Below are 16,873 nucleotides of genomic sequence, written 5' to 3'. Positions count from 1 at the left end.
TTCAGTTACTGATAGTGTGGTGACTACACCCGTATAAAGCTGCGTGAGCAATTATCGCCGGTGAAAACGAGGGGTTCGGGGCTACTGCGGCCTATTCGGGGTTCGCCAGCGAGGCGAGCATCGCCTCCAACTGGACCCGTTCGTTGGCCCCTTGCGTGATTCGATAATCGGTCTCGCCCACCCGTTCGAGGATGCGGACCGCCGCCCGGTCGTCGACCTCGAACTCCCAGATGGAGCGGTGCAACTGGTCGATGACGTCGCCGCCGGCGATACCCTCCTCCGTGAGCAGGCGGTCGAGCGTCGCCCGCGCCGCGGTGAAGTCCCCGTCCAGTGCCGACTGGACCATCCCGTGAATCTCCTCGGGCCGGGCCGTGGAGGTGATGGCGTAGACGGCGGACTCGTCGACCACGTCGCCGCTGACCGACGCCGCCTGTAGCCCGTTGATGGCCTTGCGCATGTCGCCCGCCGCGGCGTACACCAGCGCGTCCAGCCCGTCGTCGGTGAGTTCGATGTCCTCCTCGGCGGCGATGTGGCGAATCTCGGCCTCGACGGCGTCGTCGCTGAGCGGCGAGAAGCGAAAGACCGCACACCGGGACTGGATGGGGTCGATTATCTGACTGGAGTAGTTACACGAGAGGATAAAGCGGACGTTGTTCGAGAACTGCTCCATCGTCCGGCGGAGTGCAGATTGCGCGTCGCTGGTGAGGGCGTCTGCCTCGTCGAGGAATATGATGCGGTACTCGTAGCCGCCGAAACTGGTCCGCGCGAAGTTCTTGATACGGTCCCGGACCACGTCGATACCGCGCTCGTCGGACGCGTTCAGTTCGAGGAAGTTCTCCCGCCAGTCCTCGCCGTACAGCTCCCGGGCGATGGCGGTCGCACAGGTGGTCTTGCCCGTACCGGCCGGCCCGGAGAACAGCATGTGGCTCAGGTCGTTCCGGGAGACGTAGCTCTGTAGGCGCCCGACGATGTCCTCGTGTCCCATCACGTCGGCCAGCGTCTCGGGACGGTACTTCTCTATCCACACTTCCTCGCGTCCCGCCCGCGACTCCGTGTCGGCCTCACTCATGTGTCAGGGGTAGCGTGGGCCCGGCATAAACGAACCGTTCGTTCGGCGGCCCCGGCTAAACTATGTTACCGTGGCCCACGAACTCCCGCACATGTCCGACGACATCGAGGACACCGAGGAACTGCCGGCGACCGCCGCCACCTTCGCCGAGACCGAACCCGACGTGTGGGCGGCCTACAACGACCTCGGGCGGGCCTGTTCGCAGGCGGGGCCGCTCGACGACGAGACCCGGCGGCTGGTCAAACTCGCACTCGCCATCGGCGCCGAGTCCGAGGGCGCGGTCCACTCGCACGTCCGGCGCGGCCTGGACGAAGGGCTCGGGGCCGAGCAACTGCAACACGTCGCGGTGCTGTCGATTCCGACGCTGGGGTTCCCGCAGGCGATGGCCGCCCGGAGCTGGATTTCCGACCTGACGGAGTGAGCCAGCGGTCGGAGAACCCGCTACCGGCCGGTTGCGTGCCACCGACCGGTTTGCGTCCGCTACCGGCCGGCTGCGTGCCACCGACCGGTTTGCGTCCGCTACCGGCCGGATGCGTGCCACCGACCGGTTTGCGTCCGCTACCGGCCGGATGCGTGCCCCCCTGCTGCCACCAGCGGCTCACTTCTCGGTCGGTAACGCACGTGTGTCGCCGGCAGCGCCGCCCTAGCGGCCGGATGGCTCTCTATAGCTTTGCTCGCGCGACGCGACAGTGACTGTATGAGTGAGTCAGGCACACCGACCGGGGACCGAACGGTCCCGGCACAGGCGATAGACGACTTCCGGTCGGGGCTCCGGGGGACCCTCCTCGAACCGGGCGACGACGGTTACGACGAGGCCCGGACCATCTGGAACGCGATGATAGACCGCGCTCCCGCGCTGATTGCACGGTGTTCCGGCCCCGCGGACGTCATCCAGGCCGTCCGCTTCGGTACCGACCACGACCTGCGCATCTCGGTGAAGGGCGGCGGCCACAACATCGCCGGCCGCGCGGTGGTCGACGACGGCCTCATGATAGACCTCTCGCCGATGGACGGCGTGCGCGTCGACCCCGAGACGAAGCGGGCCCGCGTCGAACCCGGCGCCGTCCTGGCCGACCTCGACCACGAGGCCCAGGCGTTCGGGCTCGCCACGCCCGTCGGGTACAACTCCACGACCGGCGTCGCCGGGCTGACGCTGGGCGGCGGGTGGGGGTGGCTCTCCCGGCGGTACGGCACGACCGTCGACAACCTCGTCTCGGCCGACGTGGTCACCGCGACGGGCGAGTTGGTCCACGCCAGCGAGACCGAGCATCCGGACCTCTTCTGGGCACTCAGGGGTGGCGGCGGGAACTTCGGCGTCGTCACGTCGTTCGAGTTCGCGCTCCACGAGGTCGGCCCCGAGGTGCTCTCGGGTCCCATCGTCCACCCCTTCGAGGACACCGTCGACGTCCTCGCCGAGTACCGGGAGGTCGTCGCCGACCTCCCGGACGAGGCGACGGTCTGGTTCATCATCCGGCACGCGCCGCCGCTGCCGGTCATCCCCGAGTCGTGGCACGGTCGGAAGGTGCTCATCCTCGCGCCCTTCTACGCCGGCGACGTCGATACGGGCGAAGGCGTCCTCGCGCCGGTGCGGGCCATCGGCGACCCGGTCGCCGACGCGGTCGGCCCCCATCCCTACGCGGGCTGGCAGCAGGCCTTCGACGGCCTCGCCGAACCCGGCGCGCGCAACTACTGGAAGTCCCACAACTTCGAGGCGCTGACCGACGGCATGATAGACACCTTCGTCGAGTACGGCGCGAAAATCCCCACCGAGGCGACCGAAATCGGCGTCGCACAACTCGGCGGGGCCATCAACGAAGTGCCCGTCGACGCCACCGCCTACCCGCATCGCGACGCCGAGTTCGTGATGAACCTCCACACGCGGTGGACGGACCCGGACCGGGACGACGACTGCATCGCCTGGGCCCGAGAGCTCCACGAGGCCATGACGCCCCACGCGACCGGCGGCGTCTACTCGAACTTCGTCCCGGAGGACGTGGGCGACGCCCGCGCGGCCTACCGCGAGAACTACGACCGGCTCGTCGAGGTCAAGACCGACTGGGACCCCGAGAACGTCTTCCGGCTGAACCACAACGTCGAGCCCGCCCCACAGTAACCATGTCACTCGATACCCACCCAGACGCGGGACTGCCACACGAGCGCATCGACGCGCTGCGACAGCGCGTCCGCGGCGTCGTCCTCGAACCCGACGACGACGGCTACGACGAGGCCCGGACCATCTGGAACGCGATGATAGACCGCGCTCCGGCCCTCGTCGTCCAGTGTGCGGGGACGGCTGACGTCGTCGCGGCCGTCGAGTTCGCGCGTGAGACGGACAGCGAGCTATCCGTCCACGGCGGCGGCCACAACGTCTCGGGCAACGCCGTCAGCGACGGCGGCGTCATGATAGACCTCTCGCCGATGGACGGCGTCCACGCCGACCCCGAGGCCCGGACGGTCCGGGCCGGCGGCGGCGCGCTGCTGGGCGACATCGACCACGAGACGCAACTGTTCGGCCTCGCGACCGCACTGGGCGTCGTCTCGGAGACGGGCGCCGCCGGGCTCACGCTCAACGGCGGCTACGGTCACCTCTCCCGGGAGTACGGCCTGGCAGCGGACAACCTCCGGTCGGTTGACGTCGTCACCGCCGACGGCGAGGTCCGTACCGCGAGCGAGGACCGGCACGCGGACCTCTTCTGGGCGGTCCGGGGCGGCGGCGGGAACTTCGGCGTCGTCACCTCGCTGGAGTACGACCTCCACGAGGTCGGCCCGGAGGTGTCCCGGCTGTTCGTCTGGTACCACGCCGACGAGGCCAGCGACCGGCTGGCGGCGTTCCGCGAGTGGACCGCGTCGGCGCCCCGAACCGCGGCCGTCCTCCCGTTCCTCGCACACGTCCCCGACGAGGAGCCGTTCCCCGAGGCGTCGTGGGGCGAGCCGTCGCTCGTCTTCTTCGGCTGTGTCCGTGGTGACCCGGACGCCGTCGACGACGTGGTGGGCCCGCTGACCGACGGCGAGCCCATCGCCGACTTCAGCGGCCGGACCCGGTTCGAGGAGCTACAGGCGCTGCTGGACGAGGACTACCCCGACGGGCTCAGATACTACTGGAAGTCGCTGTACCTCGACGAACTGACGGACGAGGTCGTCGACCTGCTGGTGCGATACAACGAACGGGCGCCCTCCGACCTGTCGACGGTCGACTGCTGGTGGCTCGGCGGCGCCGTCGCAGACGTGGCGCCCGAGGCCACCGCGTTCTGGCACCGCGAGGAGCCCTTTATGCTCAACTTCGAGGCCAACTGGATAGACCCGGACGCGGACGACGAGAACGTCGCGTGGGTCCGCGAGGGCTTTGCCGCCGCCGAGGAACTGCCTGTCTCGGGCGGACGCTACGGCAACTTCCCGGGCTTCGCCGACGACCCCGCCCACCTGCTGTTCGGCGGGAACTACGAGCGGCTGGTCGACGTGAAGACGAGATACGACCCCGAGAACCTGTTCCGGCTGAACCAGAACGTCGCGCCGGGAGGGGCGGAGTGATGGACGAACGCACGGCCGGTCGCCTGCTGGCGGGGTCACATGGCTGAGGACGCGGCGGCCGGGTCGCGGACTACCCCGGCCGACGACGGCGTCCCGTGGCGCTCGCGGACCGTCCAGTTCGTCCTGCTTTCGACCGCGCTGGCGCCCCTTGGCGTCCCGCTCGTCAGCCCCGCGCTGCCGGTCTTCCGTGACACCTTCGGCGTGACGGCGGCCCAGGCGAGCCTGCTGGTCAGTGGCTACTTCGCCGTCGGCATCCTGCTGTCGCCGTTCGTCGGGCTGCTGGCGGACCGCCTGGGCCGCAAGCGCGTGCTCGTCGGTGGCCTCACCGCGTTCGGGCTGCTCGGCGGCGCGATGGCCTTTGCCCCGTCGTTCGAGGTCGTGATGGCGCTGCGGGTGCTCCAGGGCACCGGCGCCGCGGCCATCTTCATCACGACCGTCACCATCATCGGCGACACCTTCGAGGACGCCCAGCGCACCGCCGTTCTCGGGGTCAACGTCGCCGTCCTCTCCGCGACGGCCGCGCTCTTTCCCGTGCTGGGCGGCTACCTCGTGACCCTCTCGTGGAACGCGCCCTTCCTCACCTACTTCGCGGCGCTGCCCCTGGCCGTCGCCGTCTGGCTGTTGCTGGAGGAACCGACCGCGCGGGCCGAGGGCGGCGGCGGCGTCTCGCTCCGGCCGGCGCTCTCGCGCATCGCGACCCCCGCCATCCTCGCGCTCTTTGGCGCGACCTTCCTGACGGAGTTTCTCGCCTTCGGCGTGGTGTTCACGACGCTCCCGTTCCTGCTGGAACCGCTCCTGGCGCCGGTGCTTGTCGGCGCGGTCATCCTCTCGGCGGAGGCCGTCTCGATGGTCGCCGCCACGGCGACCGGTCGGCTCGCCCGCCGGTTCACCTCGGTCCAGCTGGTCGGGCTCGGCTTCGCCTGCTACGGCGTCGGCTTCCTGTGTATCGGCGTCGCCGACTGGCTGGGGGCCGTCCTCCTCGGGGTCGTCTTCGCCGGCGCCGGCATCGGGCTGCTCCTGCCCAGCATCGACGCCGCGCTGAGCGAGCGGACGACGGCCCAGTACCGTGCCGGGACCTTCAGCCTGCGCAACAGCACCACATTCCTCGGTCGCTTCGCCGGGCCGATAACGTTCGCCGGGCTCGCCGTGACCGCCGGTCTGGGCTACGCGCCGGTGCTCCTCGCAGCGGGCGTGCTCTCCGTCGCAGTCGCGCTCGCGACGGCGGTCGTCGTCCGCCGGTCCCCGCGGCGGCGACCGCCCGCCGTCGACGCGTCGGAAAGCGCGCGATAAAAAACCGGCCGCCTCGTTTACTCCGACGTGACCGTCACGTCGGGGTTGTTCTCGTGGGCCAGCGTCACGAGGGTGTACACCGGCGAGCGCTTCGGATAGCCCTCGATTTTCGTCACGTCCTCGTCGCTGAGGTCACTGCCGGTGACTTCGACCTCGATTTCGGGCTCGCCGAACATCTCGTCGGCCCGGTCGGTGTCGTGGACGCCGAACAGCATCCGCAGGTCCGTCGGCACGCGCACCCGCGTCGTAATCGACTCGACCGGGATGCCCTCCCGGAGCGCGTTGTACTGAATCGTTCCGTTGATACAGGCCGTCAGCCCCGCGAGCGCGCCTTCGATGGCCTCGTAGCGGTCCGTCGGCTCGACGTAGGCCATCGCCTCCTCCAGTTCGACGGGGAGGCCGAACTCCAGGGTGTGCTCGCGGCTCTCGCCCATCTCCTCGCCGCCGAGGCCGTACTCGCCGATTGTCGCCGTGGTCCGGTTGACCGCCGCCTCCGTCTCGCCGGTCGCCCGGAAGGAGAGCATCGCGTCGTCGGGGTTCTTGGCCACCCACTCGATGAACGCGAGGTGGTCCTCGACGCTGACGCCGTTCTCGATTTCACCCAGTCGCCGCTGTGGCTCCTCTGTTGCCATGGGAGCGGCTCCGCCCCGCCGCTATTTCGTTATACACCCCCAGCCGTCGGCGGTCCGGAGTACCCCGAAAACTACCCTGCCACCGCTGCCGAGCAACAGGGCCGGACCCGCCGGCAGGTGGCACGTCCGCGCACGCAAGCGGCCGTTTCCGGCGCTCGGTCGGTGGCTCTGAGCGACTGCGCGCGGCCACGGCGCCGGTGGCACAACTCCGCGACGAACTGGTGCGCTTACCCCAGTAACAGTCGCCGCGGGTCAGCCAGATAGGACTTGAGGGTGTCGACGAACCGGGCCGCGTCCGCTCCGTCGATTACCCGGTGGTCGATGGCCAGCGACAGCGTCAGCGTCGGTTCCGCGCGGACTTCACCGTCTTCGGCCACGGGACGTTCTTTCAGCGCGCCGACGCCGAGGATGGCCGTCTCGGGGACGTTGATGACGGGGTCGGCGTACTCGCCGCCGATGGCGCCGAAGTTCGTGACGGTGAAGACGCCGCCCTGCATCTCTTCTCGGGCGATGTCGCGACTGCGCGCGCGCGAAACGAGGTACTCGACGTCCGCGGCCAGTTCCAGCAGCCCCTTCTCGTCGACGTCCCCGACGACCGGCACCACGAGTCCGTGGTCGGTCGCCGTCGCCACGCCAATCGCCCGGTCGCTGCGGTAGACGATTTCCTCGGCCTCGGTGTCCAATTGGGTCGCCAGAATCGGGTGGTCGTCGAGCGCGGCGGCGACGCACTTGAGCACCAGTGGCGTGTAGGTGAGGTGGACGCCCCGGTCCTCGGCGAGCGGTTGCAGGCGCTCGCGGGCCTCGACGAGGCCCGGCACTGCTACCCTGTCGTGGTGGGTCGCGTGGGGCACCTCCCGGCGGGAGCGGGCCATCTGCTCGCCGATGGTCCGGCGGACGCCACGATAGGGCTCCCGGCGGTCCGCGTCGGTCGCCTCGACCGGCGTCCCGACTTCCTCGGCGGTCGCTCGGAGGTCCGCGACGACGCCCTCGGCGACCTCGCGGACCGCCTCGTCGGTGACCTCGACGGCGCCCCCTTCGCGCTCCGCGACTGCCCGCACCGCCGCGGCGTCGACGTACGGTTCGCCGTCGCGGGTCTCGTCGGTCGGCACCGCGTCGATGTCGACGCCGAGTTCGCGGGCCAGCCGACGGGTGGCGGGCGTCGCCAGCGTGTGGTCCCGGGGCTCGGCCATCGGCTCGGTCGACGCCCGCCCGACGGCGGACTCGGCTGCCGACTCCTCGCCGTCGGCCTCGCTCACCTTCGAGACGACCGACGTGGGGCCGTCGTCGCTCTCGCCGTCCCCGTCTTCGGTCACTCTCGAGACGACGCTGGTCGGCCCGTCGTCGCTGTCGTCCGTGCCGCCGCCGACCCGCGAGACGACAGACGTGGGGCCATCGTCCGCGTCGGCAGTCGCGCCATCGGCGGCCGCTTCGACGTCGGCCTCCGTGATGCGTCCGCTGGGACCCGACCCCTCGACGGCGGTGATGTCGACGCCCTGCTCGCGGGCAAACCGGCGGACGCTCGGCGGGGCGAAGACCCGCTCGGTGGCGCCGTCGCCCGACTCCGGCGCCTCGGCGGCCGACTCGCCCCCGCTCTCGGCCGCCGCTTCGCTCTCTGCGCCCTCCTCGATGGTGACCAGCGCCTCGCCAGTGGCGACGACGTCGCCGACATCGGCGTGTACCTCCCGGACGACGCCGTCGACCGGCGACGGCACGTCGACGGCGGCCTTGTCGGTCTCGACCTCGGCGAGCACCTGGTCCTCGACCACTTCGTCGCCGACCGCGACGTGCCAGGCCAGCACCTCGCCCTCCGCGACGCCTTCGCCCAGGTCGGGCAACTCGAACTCGAACATGGCTAGAACTCTACGGCGTCGGTGATACCGTCTTTGATGCGGGCCGTCTCGGGGAGGTAGTAGTCCTCCAGCGCGTACAGCGGGAAGGGGACGTCGAAGCCCGTGATGCGCTGGATTGGGGCCTCCTGATACAGCAGCGCCTCCTCCTGGATGGTAGCGATAATCTCGCCGGCCAGCCCGCCGGTCAGTGGCGCCTCGTGGACCACGGCGGCACGGCCGGTCTTCTCGAAGGAGGCGACGACTGTGTCCGTGTCCATCGGTTTGAGCGTCCGGAGGTCCACGACCTCGACGTCGACTCCCTCCTCGGCCAACTCCTCGGCGGCCTCCATGGTCGGCCGCACCATCGCGCCCCAGGTGAACACCGACACGTCCGTCCCCTCGCGGCGGACCTCGGCGGTGCCTAACTCGACCGTGTACGGCTCCTCGGGCACCGCCGCCCGGAACGCCCGGTAGATGAGCTTCGGTTCGAGGAAGACGACGGGGTCGGGGTCACGTATCGCGGCGGCGAGCAGCCCCTTGGCGTCGGCCGGCGTCGACGGGACGACGACCTGCAGGCCGGGCTCGTTAGTGTAGAAGGCTTCCTTCGACTCGGAGTGGTGTTCGGGCGCGCGGATGCCGCCGCCGTAGGGCGCCCGGACAGTGATGGGACACGTGTACCGGCCACGGCTTCGGGTCCGCAGGCGGGCGGCGTGGCTCACAATCTGGTCGAAACCGGGGTACATGAACCCGGCAAACTGGAGTTCGGGGACCGGCCGCAGGCCGTAGGCCGCCATGCCGATGGCACAGCCGACGATGCCCGACTCCGCGAGCGGCGTGTCGACGACGCGGTCGGCGCCGAACTCCTCGTACAGTCCCTGCGTCGCCCGGAAGACGCCGCCGTTGCGGCCCACGTCCTCGCCCATGACGAGCACGTCCTCGTCCCGTTCCATCTCGCCATAGAGGCCGTCACGGACCGCCTGGACCAGCGTGAGCGACTGGCCGTCCGCGCTGCTCATTGGAACAGCTCCTCGTCGCCGTGGCGCGCTCGCAACTCGCGCAGGTAGTCCAGTTGCTGTTCGAGTCGTTTCGGCAGGTCCGCGTAGACGTGGGCGAACATCTCCTCGGGCGAGGGGCGCTCGGTCGACTCGGCCGTCTCGATGGCGTCGGCCACCTCGTCGGCCACGGTCTCCTCGATGGCCGCGACGCGCTCGTCGGAGAGCAACCCGCGCTCGCGCAGGAACGTCTCCAGTCGGGGGATGGGGTCCTTTCGCTTCCAGCGTTCGACCTCGTCGTCGTCGCGATAGACGGAGGGGTCGTCGGCGGTCGTGTGCGCGCCGAATCGGTACTGGACCGCCTCGACGAGCGTCGGTCGGAGGGCACCCTCTGGCGGGTCGCGGGCCTTCGCGACGGCCTCGCTCGTGACCTGGTACACCGCCAGCGGGTCCATCCCGTCGACCTGGACGCCGTCGAAGCCGTAGGCCGCGGCCTTCTCGGCCAGCGTCGCGCTGGCGGTCTGGCGCTCGCGGGGCAAGGAGATGGCCCACTGGTTGTTGTTACAGAAGAAGACGGCGGGGACGTCGAAGACGCCGGCGAAGTTCAGCCCCTCGTGGAAGTCCCCCTCGCTGGTCGCGCCGTCGCCGAAGTACGCGAGGACGACGGCGTCGTCCCCGCGGAGTTTCGCGGCCCAGGCAGCGCCGGTCGCGTGGGGTATCTGGGTGGCGATGGGGACCGCCATCGAGAACACCTGCACGTCCTCGGGCGGCGCGTTGCCCCACTCGTTGCCCATCCAGTACAGCAGGTCGTCCGACAGCGACCAGCCCCGCACTGCGAGTGCGAGGTGTTCGCGGTAGCTCGGGAACGTCCAGTCGCCCTCCGAGAGGGCCATGGCGCTGCCCACCTGGGAGGCCTCCTGGCCGGCCATCGGTGGGTAGGTTCCCATCCGGCCCTGGCGTTGCAGGCTCACCGCTCGCTGGTCGAAGTGTCGGCCCAGCTTGAGATAGCGGTACATCTCGACGAGTTCGTCGTCCGAGAGGTCGGGGACGGTCGCCCCGTCGACGACCTGCCCGTCCTCGTCGAGTATCTGTACCCGGTCGCCGGGGTCCCGCTGGAGGACGCTCCCTGCGCGATACATGCGCTAGACGTTGGCACGCACCACGCTTAGGGTTTTCGCGGTCAGTGCAGCCAGTGCCTTTGAGGGAATCATTCGTCCGACCCCGCCCGCCGGCGGGCGTTATCGACCGTCTCTCCATCACGAAGCACACTACCTTTCACGGGTCGCTTCTGCTCGCGGCTTCGCCGCTCGCTATCGAGGCTCCGCGCCTCGCACTCCCCGTTCCGGTTCAAGGTCGCTTTGCGACCTCGCTCTCGACGAACAGCTCGCCCGCCCGGTACGAGGACCGGACCATCGGGCCGGAAGCGCAGTACGCGAAGTCGAACTCCTCCTCGGCGACCCGCCGCCAGGTGTCGAAGACGTCCGGGTGGACGTACTCGCTGACTTCCAGGTGCGACCGGGAGGGCCGGAGATACTGCCCGAAGGTGACGATGTCGGTGCCGACCTGACGGAGGTCCGAGAGCGTCTGGTACACCTCGTGGGCGTACTCGCCGACGCCGAGCATCAGGCTGGTCTTGGTGAAGACGTCGCTCTCCCGGTCGGCCTGCCGGAGCACCGACAGCGACTGCTCGTAGCCCGCCCGGCGGTCACGCACCGGCCACTGGAGGCGGGAAACGGTCTCGATGTTGTGGGCCAGCACGTCCGGCTCGGCGTCGATGATTCTGCGGACGAGGTCGGGTTCGCCCCGGAAATCCGGAATCAGACACTCCACGAGGATGTCCGAGTCGCGCCGCTTTATCTCGCGGATGGTCTCGGCGAAGTGGCCCGCGCCCTGGTCGGGGAGGTCGTCGCGGTCGACGCTGGTCAGGACGACGTAGTCCAGGCCGATGTCGGTGACGGCGTCGGCGACGTTCGCGGGTTCGTCGGGGTCGAGCGGTTCCATCCCGCCGGTCTCGACGTCACAGAAGTTACAGCCCCGCGAGCAGCGGTCGCCCATGAGCATGAAGGTGGCCGTCCCGGGGCCGCTGTCGGCGGCGTCCGCCGCCTCCTCGTCCGGTGGCGCGTTCGCGCCACCTGACCAGCACTCGCCCATGTTCGGGCAGTTGGCCTCCTCACAGACGGTGTGGAGGTCCCGCTCGCGGAGGCTCCGCTTGATCTCCGTGAACCGCTCGCCCGCTGGGGGCCGCATCTTCAGCCAGTCGGGTTTGCGCGAACGACTCATTGCTTCGAGGTAGGGCCGTCGCGGCAAAAGCCGTTGGGTTCGACGCGCCGACGGCCGCGCCGTCGTCGGGTCACTGCCCCGTCTGTCCGTCCGTACTCCGGGCCCGCTCGATGCGGTCTATCAGCGGCGGGTGGACCGCGAGCAGTCGCGCGGGACCGCCGGCCGCGGCCCGCAGGTAGCCCAGTCCCAACAGCGTCTCCAGCGAGTCGGCCAGCGCCGCGCCGCCGTTGGCCAGCGCGTGGTCGTCCGCCGTCAGTTCCATCCGGCGCACCGCGACGAGCGCGCCCAGCCCGTACACCGCGACGACGGGAAGCACCGGGACGAGCAGCGACGGCGCGAACTCGGCGACGGCGAGCAGCGGGACGACGGCCCCGACGAGCAGGGCGTAGCGGGCCGCGACGTGGCCGTGGCGGTGGTGGCCGACCTCGTGGGCGACGACCGCCCGGACCTCCGCGTCGCCCAGTAGGGCAAAGAGCGTCGCGTCGACGAAGACGTACCGGGGCCCCGGCGCCACCCCGGCGGCGACGGCGCTCAGTCCGGCCGGGCCCCCCTCGACGACGAGCAGCGACACGCTGTCGGGCAGCGCCGCGGCGACGGCCGCCGTCTCGGCGCCGGTCGGGCGACGTGCCCGGTGTGTGAGCACCAGCCACGCCGGCGTCCCGAGCGTCGCCCCGGCGCCGAGTGCGACGGCCGCGCCGATACGGGGCCAGCCGTCGGGCACCACAGCGACGACCAGCGCCGCGAGCGACAGGCCGACAACACTCGCTGTCGCCCGCTCCAGTTCGAACCGCAGCACCTCGCCGTAGGTCGGCGTCAGCCGCTCGACGGTCCGCTGGAGCGGCAGGGCGCCCAGGCGGGCCGCGAGGGCCGCGAGCACTGCCGGAACGGCCAGGGCCAGCCCCGTCCCGACTGCGCCCGCCGCGGCCGCGCCGAGCCACGGAGCCACCCCGGCGACGAGCGCGGTTCCGGTCGTCGGCGTGTCGAAGCCGAGCCCGACGGCGGTGCCGACGAGCCAGCCGGCGACGACCCCGACCCGCTGGAGCCGACGGAGGTTCCCCGCCGTCTCCGGGTCGCCCCGCTCGTCGGCCCCGTACCGGCGGGCCCGCAGATGGACGACGAGCCCGGTCAGCGCGGCGATGGCGAGGGTCGCGAGGGCGGCGACGGGGTTCACGCGTAGCTCTCTCGTCCGGCCCGGTCAAAACTCCCCGGGGCGCGGTGACGAGGCTCCCGACGGGTGCGGGCCCGTCCCAGCGCTTCGCTGCCGCGTCCCGGCGGCGTGCTGTCGCCCTCCCACCGGCTGCCGCCCGCCCGCGCCACCCCGACGACTGTTGCTATCGTCCGGTCACCGGTTCAGCGGCGACGCGTTGTCGGACTTGCACTCCGGGCACTCGAACAGCGGCGAGTCCGGCGACTCGGACGTGTGGAACGCGTTACCACACTCGTCACATTCGTAGTTCGGGTCTCCGGTTTCGGCGGCGCTATCCTGGTTCGACATTGGGCGCAGTACATATGTAAATTCACAGTCATTTAAACGCTGGCCCGGCGCTGCGTCGGCGGCGGCGGTCGACCACTTCCACTCCGCCATAGAAACGCCTTTGGCGTCGCGGTGCCGCCACTCCCACGTGCCAAGCCGAGCCGACAGCGAGCCGACGGTGGCGGTCGACGAGGTGCTGCCCGAGTTCGCCGACGCCTTCCCCTTCGAGCGGTTCAACGAGATGCAGTCGGCGGCGCTGCCCGCCCTGCTCAAGCGCGAGGACAACGTCGTCGTCAGCGCGCCCACGGCCAGCGGCAAGACCGCCCTGGCGGAACTGGCCATCTGCGAGACGCTCCGCGAGGGCGGGACCGCGCTCTTTCTCGCGCCGCTGCGGGCGCTCACCAACGAGAAGGAAAGCGAGTGGGAGCGCTTCGAGGCGCTGGGCTACTCGGTGTACGTCGTCACCGGCGAACGGGACCTCTCGCCGCGGCGGGCCGAACGCGCCGACATCCTCGTGATGACCCCCGAGAAAGCCGACTCGGCGACGCGGAAACACGAGACGGCTCGCTACTCCTTCATCACGGACGTGGACTGCTGTGTCATCGACGAGGTCCACCTGCTGGACTCCGATAGGCGGGGCGCGGTGCTTGAGGTGACGGTCTCCAGACTCCGGCGGCTCTGTGACCCCCGCGTCGTCGCGCTGTCGGCGACGATGCCCAACGTCGACGACGTGGCCGACTGGCTGGACGCTCCAGAAGAGACGACCTTCGCCTTCGGCGAGGAGTACCGCCCCGTCCCGCTGAACGCCGACGTGAAGACCTACAGCCACGGCGAGAACGCCTTCGCCGACAAGTACCGCCGACTGTATCGGGCGCTCGATTTAGCCGAGCCACACATCCGCGACGAGGGCCAGTCGCTCGTCTTCGTCTCCTCCCGGCAGGACACTGTCCAGGCCGCCAAGAAAGCCCGCGACGAACTCACCGAGCGGGACATCCCGATGGGCGCGCGCGGCGACTACGACTTCCACAACGACGCCGCCGACCTCTCAAACGACACGCTTCGGCAGTCGGTGCTGGACGGCGTGGGCTTTCACCACGCCGGCCTCGCCCGCGAGGACAAGAACCGCGTCGAGCAGTGGTTCAAGGAGGGGAAGATTCAGCTCCTCTTTTCGACCTCGACGCTGGCGTGGGGCGTGAACCTCCCGGCCCGCTGTGTCGTCATCCGCGATACGAAACTGCACGACCCGCTGGAGGGCGAGGTGGACATGAGTCCCCTCGACGTCCTCCAGATGCTCGGCCGGGCGGGCCGGCCGGGCTACGACGACCTGGGCTACGCCTGGGTCGTCTGTGACCGGTCCGAGGCCGACAAGTACCGGCGACTGCTCCGGGACGGCAAGGAGATAGAGTCCCGGCTGGCCGGGGAACTGGACGCCCACCTCAACGCCGAAATCGCGCTGGGGACCATCCGGGACATCGACGACGTGATGTCCTGGCTGGAGACGACGTTCTACTACGCCCGCGCGAAGTCCGCGCCCGACGCCTACGACGCCGGTAGCGCCCTCCGCGAGCGGGTCTCGAACGAACTCTCCCGGCTCGTCGCCGACGGCTTCGTCGAGCGCGACGGCCTGCGGGTCGAGGCGACCCGGCTCGGACAGCTGGCCTCGAAGTTCTACCTGCGACTCGACACCGCCCGGCGCTTCGCCGACCTCGCCGAGCGCTGCGGGGCCGCCGCCAGCGAGGGCGACGCGGACCGAATCGGCGCCGACGCCCTGCTCGCGACGGTCGCGGGCGCGACGGAGTTCGACAGCGTCAGCGCCCGGTCGGACGAACAGGACGCCGTCGACGCCGTGCTGGGCAGCGCCGTCTCCGACGACCTGGACGCCGGCCAGCGGAAGGTCCTCGCGATACTGCGGTCGGGGATGACCGGCACCACGCCGACCGAACTCAAGAGCGACGCCTGGGTCATCCGCCAGAACGCCTTGCGCCTGCTGGCGGCGCTGCGGGAGTTCCTCGACAACCTCGCGCCCGGCCGCTACGCCAACCTGGCCTGCCGGGTCGAGGCCCGCGTCGAACACGGCGTCAGCGACGACGCCGTGGGACTGACCGCCATCGACGGCGTGGGCTCGGGCCGGGCCGGCAAACTCGCCGCCGCGGGGCTGTCCAGCCCGGGCGACGTCGTCCGGGCGGGCGTCTCCGGGGTCGCCTCGGCCGGGCTCAGCGAGGGCGTCGCCGAGCAGGTGGTGGCTAACGCCCGCGACCTCCCCGTCGTCGTCGTCGACTGGGGCGACTTCCCCGAGGCCGTCGCCGCCGGCGACCACGACATGCGGGAGGTGACCGTCGCGAACAACGGCGGCGGCGCCCGCGCGGGACTGCGCGTGACGGTCAACGGCCGGGAGATGACGGCCAAGCCCGCCTACCTCGGCCAGACGACCCTTCCCGTCGCCGTCTTCGGCGCCGACGCCGACGAACTGACCTTCACCGTCGAAGTGACGTTTCCCGACCGGCCACTCGACCCGGTCCGTTCCTCGCGAACGGTCACCATCGACTAAACGAGGGGTTTATCGCCGGCTCTCGACCGTCTCGGACGACGGCAGATTACGGCCGTAGCTGGCGGAATAAAATTTATAACGGTGTCTGAGGCTGTCTAAATGACACGTAACGTGGTCGGTGAAACCATCTAAAATCACGCGAACGAACCGGCGACGTGTGAATTAACCACAACCGTCTGCCGTTTATATGGGGGGACGGGGCATACGCCGTCGTGAGGAGGAATCCAATGTCCAGCGCCTCGCCGTTTCGGTCGCCGACTGATGCACTCCCCGGTGACAGTGTCGACTTCCGAACGCTGGCCGTTCGCCCGGTCCAGTTCGTCGGGTTCTGGACCGCGGTCCTGGCACCCCTCGCCTCGCTCGCGCTTCTACTGAGCGGCCTGGACGAACGGAGCCGCCTCCTCCTGCTAGTCGGTGTGTTCTTCGCCAACGTCCTCGGTCTCATCGTGGGCCGCGGATACCGCGCGGACCGCGCGAGCGTCTGACTCCCCTCGGACCTCACGCGGTCTGTGACTCCCCCTTACCCCAGCAACACGTCGCGTAGCTCCGCGGCGTCGCTCGCTTCGTGGTGGACCATGGGCAGGTCCGTCGCCGCGCCGTCGCCGTGGAAGCCGACGGTCGTCATCCCGGCGGCAACGGCCGCGCTCGCGCCGGCGTGAGAGTCCTCCACGGCCCAGCAGTCGGTCGGCTCGACGCCCAACTCGCTCGCGCCGCGCTCGTAGATGTGCGGTTCGGGCTTGCCCGGCCCGTCGACGTCGTGGGCGCTGACGGCGGCGTCGAAGTGATGCAGCAGGCCGAAGCGGTCCTCGATGACGTCTATCCAGTCCCACGGCGCCGACGTGGTCAGTGCCAGCGCGACCCCGGCCTCGCGGAGGTCCGAAAGCAGGTCGTCCACGCCCGATAGCATCGTGGCGTGTTCGCCGTATATCTCCCTGCCCGCCTCCTCGAAGAGGCGCTCGTACTCCTCGCGCGTGACGACGAGGTCGTACTCGCCGTCTAAGTCCGGGTACACCTCGGTGTAGTCCCGGCCGGTGATGGCCGACAGCGGGATGTCGTCGTCGGGCGCGACGGTCGGCAGGATGTGCTCGCGCTGAACAGTGACCCAGTGGTCCTCGGACTGGACGAGGACGCCGTCCATGTCGAAACAGATGGCCGTCGGTGCGTCGCTCATTACGTTCGCTCACTCGCCCGAACGGTTTGCCTGTTGTGTTCTCACTGGTGCTGCGGAGCC

The 16,873-nt window shown here is 70.1% G+C and carries 15 protein-coding genes; 6 read left to right on the top strand and 9 right to left on the bottom strand.

The features are described 5' to 3' along the window. Nucleotides 1-91: 91 nt before the first annotated feature. The gene (locus tag NDI86_RS09560) at nt 92-1,069 is read right to left on the bottom strand and encodes a replication factor C small subunit (protein WP_310900196.1); all 978 of its coding nucleotides are present in this window, start codon (nt 1,067-1,069) and stop codon (nt 92-94) included. A 91-nt stretch (nt 1,070-1,160) separates the two neighbouring features. Here NDI86_RS09560 and NDI86_RS09555 point away from each other — a divergent pair, with 91 nt between their 5' ends. The 4 genes from NDI86_RS09555 to NDI86_RS09540 all read left to right on the top strand — a co-directional run bounded on the left by NDI86_RS09555 (nt 1,161) and on the right by NDI86_RS09540 (nt 5,887). Beyond that, a complete protein-coding gene (locus NDI86_RS09555) occupies nt 1,161-1,490 on the top strand; it encodes a carboxymuconolactone decarboxylase family protein (protein ID WP_310900195.1) in 330 nt (109 codons plus the stop codon). A gap of 276 nt (nt 1,491-1,766) precedes the next feature. After that, nucleotides 1,767-3,182 carry an FAD-binding oxidoreductase gene (locus NDI86_RS09550; RefSeq protein WP_310900194.1) on the top strand — a complete coding sequence of 472 codons (1,416 nt, stop codon included), beginning with the start codon at nt 1,767-1,769 and terminating at the stop codon, nt 3,180-3,182. 2 nt (nt 3,183-3,184) lie between these two features. Continuing rightward, a complete protein-coding gene (locus tag NDI86_RS09545; protein WP_310900193.1) occupies nt 3,185-4,597 on the top strand; it encodes an FAD-binding oxidoreductase in 1,413 nt (470 codons plus the stop codon). 39 nt (nt 4,598-4,636) lie between these two features. Next, on the top strand, nt 4,637-5,887 hold the full coding sequence (locus tag NDI86_RS09540) for an MFS transporter (RefSeq protein ID WP_310900192.1): 1,251 nt from the start codon (nt 4,637-4,639) through the stop codon (nt 5,885-5,887). 17 nt (nt 5,888-5,904) lie between these two features. Here the strand turns inward: NDI86_RS09540 and NDI86_RS09535 are convergent, their stop codons facing one another. The 7 genes from NDI86_RS09535 to NDI86_RS09505 form a co-directional block, all read right to left on the bottom strand. Continuing rightward, complete coding sequence (locus NDI86_RS09535) at nt 5,905-6,519, bottom strand: hypothetical protein (RefSeq protein WP_310900191.1); 615 nt, start codon at nt 6,517-6,519, stop codon at nt 5,905-5,907. Between the two features lie 227 nt (nt 6,520-6,746). Further along, a complete protein-coding gene (locus NDI86_RS09530) occupies nt 6,747-8,369 on the bottom strand; it encodes a 2-oxo acid dehydrogenase subunit E2 (protein WP_310900190.1) in 1,623 nt (540 codons plus the stop codon). Between the two features lie 2 nt (nt 8,370-8,371). After that, the gene (locus NDI86_RS09525) at nt 8,372-9,364 is read right to left on the bottom strand and encodes an alpha-ketoacid dehydrogenase subunit beta (protein WP_310900189.1); all 993 of its coding nucleotides are present in this window, start codon (nt 9,362-9,364) and stop codon (nt 8,372-8,374) included. Continuing rightward, nucleotides 9,361-10,479, bottom strand: a complete 1,119-nt coding sequence (gene pdhA / locus NDI86_RS09520; RefSeq protein ID WP_310900188.1) for a pyruvate dehydrogenase (acetyl-transferring) E1 component subunit alpha — start codon at nt 10,477-10,479, stop codon at nt 9,361-9,363. Before pdhA ends, NDI86_RS09525 begins: the two co-directional genes overlap by 4 nt. A gap of 208 nt (nt 10,480-10,687) precedes the next feature. Further along, complete coding sequence (gene lipA / locus NDI86_RS09515; RefSeq protein WP_310900187.1) at nt 10,688-11,620, bottom strand: lipoyl synthase; 933 nt, start codon at nt 11,618-11,620, stop codon at nt 10,688-10,690. A 70-nt stretch (nt 11,621-11,690) separates the two neighbouring features. Next, nucleotides 11,691-12,791 carry a M48 family metalloprotease gene (locus NDI86_RS09510; RefSeq protein WP_310900186.1) on the bottom strand — a complete coding sequence of 367 codons (1,101 nt, stop codon included), beginning with the start codon at nt 12,789-12,791 and terminating at the stop codon, nt 11,691-11,693. Nucleotides 12,792-12,962: 171 nt separating this feature from the next. After that, a complete protein-coding gene (locus NDI86_RS09505; RefSeq protein ID WP_310900185.1) occupies nt 12,963-13,115 on the bottom strand; it encodes an FmdB family zinc ribbon protein in 153 nt (50 codons plus the stop codon). A gap of 157 nt (nt 13,116-13,272) precedes the next feature. Between NDI86_RS09505 and NDI86_RS09500 the strand changes: the two genes are divergently transcribed. After that, on the top strand, nt 13,273-15,642 hold the full coding sequence (locus tag NDI86_RS09500) for a DEAD/DEAH box helicase (RefSeq protein WP_310900661.1): 2,370 nt from the start codon (nt 13,273-13,275) through the stop codon (nt 15,640-15,642). Nucleotides 15,643-15,869: 227 nt separating this feature from the next. Then, entirely contained in the window at nt 15,870-16,127 is a 258-nt protein-coding gene (locus NDI86_RS09495) for a DUF8028 family protein (RefSeq protein WP_310900184.1), read from the top strand. 35 nt (nt 16,128-16,162) lie between these two features. Here NDI86_RS09495 and NDI86_RS09490 read toward each other — a convergent pair whose 3' ends face one another. After that, nucleotides 16,163-16,813 carry an HAD family hydrolase gene (locus tag NDI86_RS09490; protein ID WP_310900183.1) on the bottom strand — a complete coding sequence of 217 codons (651 nt, stop codon included), beginning with the start codon at nt 16,811-16,813 and terminating at the stop codon, nt 16,163-16,165. Nucleotides 16,814-16,873 lie beyond the last annotated feature (60 nt).

The sequence above is a fragment of the Haloarcula onubensis genome (assembly GCF_031624605.1).
GTDB classification, from domain to species: Archaea; Halobacteriota; Halobacteria; order Halobacteriales; family Haloarculaceae; genus Haloarcula; species Haloarcula onubensis.
The sequence above is the reverse complement of the archived record's forward strand: the minus strand, read 5'-3'. Positions and strand labels throughout refer to the sequence as shown.